Below are 4,526 nucleotides of genomic sequence, written 5' to 3'. Positions count from 1 at the left end.
ATAAATCTCTAAGTTCTTGCCTAGTTTTTTCTTTATTAGAAATCTCATTCTCTATTTCTACTTTTTTAGTTTCTAACGTACCTATTTCTTTTAACTTATTTTCATTTTCTAATTTTTCTTTTTTTAATTTTTCGTTATTTTTTTTATTATTTTCTATTTTAAATTTGACTTCATCCAAACTTTTATTTTTAGTAATTAAACTATCTTTTAGTTCATCAAATTCTGCTATCTTAGGTTTTATATCTTCTAAGTTCTTTATTTGTGATTTTAGTTCATCTCTTTCAGGTTCTTTAGCTTCTTCTATTTTTAAGTTTGATTTTGCTATATCAGCTTCTTTATTTAGTCTTTCAATATTTAATAGAGTTTCTTCATATGATTTTTTTCTTTGTTCTAATATATTTTCATTTTCTATTAATTTATCTTCTATGTATTTAACTTCTTTGGCACTTTTACATTTATTTATAGTTTCTTTTTTTATTTCAAATTCTTTTTCTTTATTTATAAGATTTAATAAACTATTATCTATTTTTTCTTTTTCTTTCAATAAATTGTTATTGTTTTCTATTTTTACTTTTTCCTTATTTATAAGTTCTAGTTCATTATATAAAGCTTTATCATCTTCATTTAAATTTTTATAAGCTTCACTATCCTTTGATATAAAATCTTTTAATTTTTCTATAACAAAAGGAAAATCTACATATTCTCCAATGGATATATCATGCTCACCTTTTATATTTTTTAAGTTAGTTTGCATTTCATCCTTACTTTTGTTTCTGTTTTTGCTTAAACTGATAGCTTTTTCTTTGAGATCTATCTGTATTTTTTCAAAATCATAAGTGTTAAATATTTTTCTAAAAATACCTTCTCTTTCTAATGAATCTGCTAATAATAATTTTTTAAACTCACCCTGTGGTAGCATAACAATTTGTTTAAACTGATCTCTAGTTATACCCAATATCTCAATTAATTTATTTGTTACATTAGTAACTTTAGTTATAACCTTTCCATCTGGTAATGTAAGTGTTGCATCTGCACTTTTTTCTGTAAATCCTTCACCTCTTGATTTTTTCTTTTTTTGCTTTGGAACTCTATTTACTATATATCGTTCACCTTTTAATTCAAATTCTAATTCAACAAAAGTTTCTACATCATCATCTGCAAAATGACTTCTCAAAGAGTCTGTCTCTCTTGACTCTCCGCTAGCCTCTCCGTATAAGGCATAGCTTATAGCATCAAATATAGTAGTTTTACCTGCTCCTGTTTTTCCTGATATCACAAATATGTTTCTACCATTTAATTCTTCAAAATCTATAACTTGCTTATCTGCATATGGTCCAAAGGCACTTATGGTTAACTTTATAGGTCTCATTATTTCACCTCACTTTTTAAAACTTCATTTATAGTATTCATTAAAACTACTTCTTTTTCTTCTGTATAATCTCCGCTACCTAAATCTTCATAAAACTCTTTAAATAGCTCTAGCTTACTTTTTCTCTTATATTCACCTTTTGCTGAAGTTTTATCTTCACTAATTTCCCTTTTTCTCTCTCTTGTTATTAACATAGTATTTGGATAAACTGCTCTTAACTTTTCCATTGGATTTATAAGTTCTCCATCATCTGTTAATATAGCTTGTATATAATCTTCTTTTCCTTCTTCTAATTCTCTAGCTTCCTCTATTAAGTCTTCTATATTCCCTTTTATAACTCTTAAATCTCTTACTGGCTTTAAACATTTAAAATCTATATTTATTGCATCTTTATTGTTTATATCTAATATGTATACTCCTTTTTTTTGTTTAACTTCTGAGAAAGAATACTTTAATATTGATCCTGAGTACTTCATTTCTTCTCTTCCAATTTTTTGTCTTCCATGAAGATGACCTAGAGCTACATAATCAAAGTCATCAAATATTTTACCATCTATTAAATCTGTCCCTCCTATTGATAGAGGTCTTTCAGATTCTGATGTTTCAAGATTTGCTACTTCATATTTATTTTCAATACACTCTATTGCATCTTCTCTTTTCATAGTAACGTATCCATGTCCTACTAGGATATTTACTTCTTCATAATTTATATCTTCCTTAATTTTTTCTACTACAAATTTCATTGCATCATTATGGCTTTTAATTTCTTTTTCATCTGAAATTTTTCTTGTTAATGCAGGATCCTTATATGGAATTAAATAAAAGTTTACATTTTTTTCTCCATCTTTTACAACTACATGCTTGTATAGTTCATCGTCTCTACCCGCTATATATAATCCGTGCTTTTCTAAAATTTGACTTCCAAAGCTTAGTCTTTCTCCACCATCATGATTTCCTGATATAGCCAATACTTTTACTTTTTTATCAATTATTAAATTACTTAAAGTTTCATTTAATAATTCTACAGCTTCCACAGGCGGAATTGACCTATCGTATACATCCCCTGCTATTATAAGTACTTCTGGCTTTTCTTTTTCTATTAAATCTATTAATCTATTTAAAATGTATTTTTGATCTTCAATCATTGAAAATTCATTTACTATTTTCCCAATATGCCAATCACTTGTGTGAATAATTTTCATAAATTTCCTCCTTAAGATTTTATATAATTGATTATATCATAAAAAGCCTTCATTTAAATGAAGGCTTATTTATTATGTATCACTTTCTAATTCTTCGATAAAAGCATCTACAATATTTGAATCAAATTGAGTCCCTGAGTTTTTTCTTAATTCTTCTATTGCTTGTTTTTTTGACATTGCTTTTCTATATGCTCTATCACTTGTCATTGCATCAAATGAATCTACAACAGATATTATCCTTGACAATAATGGGATTTCCTCTCCTTTTAATCCTAATGGATATCCATTTCCATCGTATCGTTCATGGTGAGTTAAAATCCCATAAGCTACATGAGATAAATCAGGTGTGCAATTAGCTATTCTAAATCCTTTTTCACTATGATTTTGGATTAAACCATATTCCTCTTGAGTAAGAGGTCCCGGTTTTTCTATTATGCTTTCACATACCCCGATTTTTCCTATATCATGTAGATATGCCAATAGTTTTAACTCTCTAATTTGTTTATTATTTAAGTTTAATTTTTTTCCTATTTTGTATGCATATTCTACAGTCCTACTAGTATGATCTCGTGTTTCTAAACTCTTTTCCTCTAGTGTTTTTTGTAGAGATTTCATTATGTAATTTTTTCTACTCTCTTTTGATAGTAACTTTTCTTGATACATTGTATCTTCTGCTTCTTTTATTAAATCTTCTATGCTTAATTTATTGTCAACTTTTGTTGAGACTCCTAATGCTATACTTATTTTCATGGAATAGTTACTAGCCTTTTTACAATTTTCTAAAATAGTATTATATGTACTTTGGGCACAAATAGAATTTGTGTTTGGCATAAGAATTACAAATTCATCTCCACCCCATCTAAAAATAAGATCCCTTTCATTACAACTATTTTTTAAAATTTCTGAAATTTTTATAATCAATTTATCCCCTTCTAAATGGCCTTTTGTATCATTTAATTTTTTTAATCCATTTGCATCTCCAATTATCATACTTAGAGGATAAAATTTTTCATTATTTAAAATTTTTATTTGTTCTTCAAAATATGCTCGATTAAAAAGTCCCGTTAATTTATCTGTATAACTCATTTGTCTTAACATATTTTCTAATTCTTTTCTTTTTGTTATGTCTCTTGATACGCCTACTACGCCTACTACTTCATTTCTTTTATTTATTACAGGTGTTTTTATACTTTCAAAATATGTAACTTCGTTTTTACTATTTTTTATTTTTAATTTAGAATATATATTTTTTTTACTTTCTATCGCTTCTTTATCTTTTTTTATAAGATACTCTGATAAGTTTTTATCTTCACTTAGTTCTAAATCTGTTTTTCCTATAACATAACTTTTATCTCTTTCATAAAACCTTTCAAAGAAAGCATTATTTCCTCCTACATATTTCCCTTCTATATCTTTATAAAACACTATGTCTGGTATGCTGTTTATTATAGTTTCCATTAAGTTCTTTTGATAAATATTGTCTTCTTCATATTGTTTAAACTCTGATATATCGTGTATTATACCTGTTACTACAATTATTTCTTTGTCTTTGTCAAGTACAGGGGTTAAATAAGCTTTGGTTATTTTGTTTTTATGCTTATTTTCAAATGTCATAGGTTGTTTGCTGTCTAGTACTTTTTTATAGTTCATATCAAACATTTTAGCTATTTCTACAGGGTATATATCTTTATTGAATTTACCTATGATATCTTCTTTCTTTATTTCTTTACTTATATATGTGTCTTTAAATTTTTGGTTTATATCTAGAAATGCTCCTTCTTTTGATTTTATCCATATAGGTATAGGCAGCGTATTGAATATTAAATCCATTAAATTTTCTTTCATAATTTTTTCCTACTTCCTTTTACATATCATATCACTTATATATTACTTTAAATCATATATTTTTTCATTTGGTAAATTTTGGTTTAAAAAGTAATTATATATATTACGAT

Annotated in this window: 3 protein-coding genes; all 3 read right to left on the bottom strand. The window is 26.1% G+C overall.

Annotation, left to right across the window (positions count from 1 at the left end):
• Nucleotides 1-1,369 (bottom strand): AAA family ATPase (locus tag VN21_RS07115; RefSeq protein WP_046822649.1); only part of this gene is annotated, 1,369 nt, incomplete at its 3' end.
• On the bottom strand, nucleotides 1,369-2,571 hold the full coding sequence (locus VN21_RS07110; protein WP_046822648.1) for an exonuclease SbcCD subunit D: 1,203 nt from the start codon (nucleotides 2,569-2,571) through the stop codon (nucleotides 1,369-1,371). The genes VN21_RS07115 and VN21_RS07110, both read right to left, overlap by 1 nt.
• Nucleotides 2,572-2,643: 72 nt before the next feature.
• Nucleotides 2,644-4,416 (bottom strand): sensor domain-containing diguanylate cyclase/phosphohydrolase, encoded by a 1,773-nt coding sequence (locus VN21_RS07105; protein ID WP_046822647.1) that lies wholly within the window; start codon nucleotides 4,414-4,416, stop codon nucleotides 2,644-2,646.
• Nucleotides 4,417-4,526: the final 110 nt, after the last annotated feature.

Origin of the sequence: Paraclostridium benzoelyticum (assembly GCF_001006285.1) — a bacterium.
Taxonomy (GTDB): domain Bacteria; phylum Bacillota; class Clostridia; order Peptostreptococcales; family Peptostreptococcaceae; genus Paraclostridium; species Paraclostridium benzoelyticum.
Note: the sequence above shows the minus strand (reverse complement) of the source record. Positions and strands in the feature narration are given on the sequence as shown.

Coding starts and splice junctions, on each gene's coding strand:
- VN21_RS07110 (WP_046822648.1), bottom strand. CDS start 2,571: ATGAAAATTATTCACACAAGTGATTGGCATATTGGGAAAATAGTAAAT.
- VN21_RS07105 (WP_046822647.1), bottom strand. CDS start 4,416: ATGAAAGAAAATTTAATGGATTTAATATTCAATACGCTGCCTATACCT.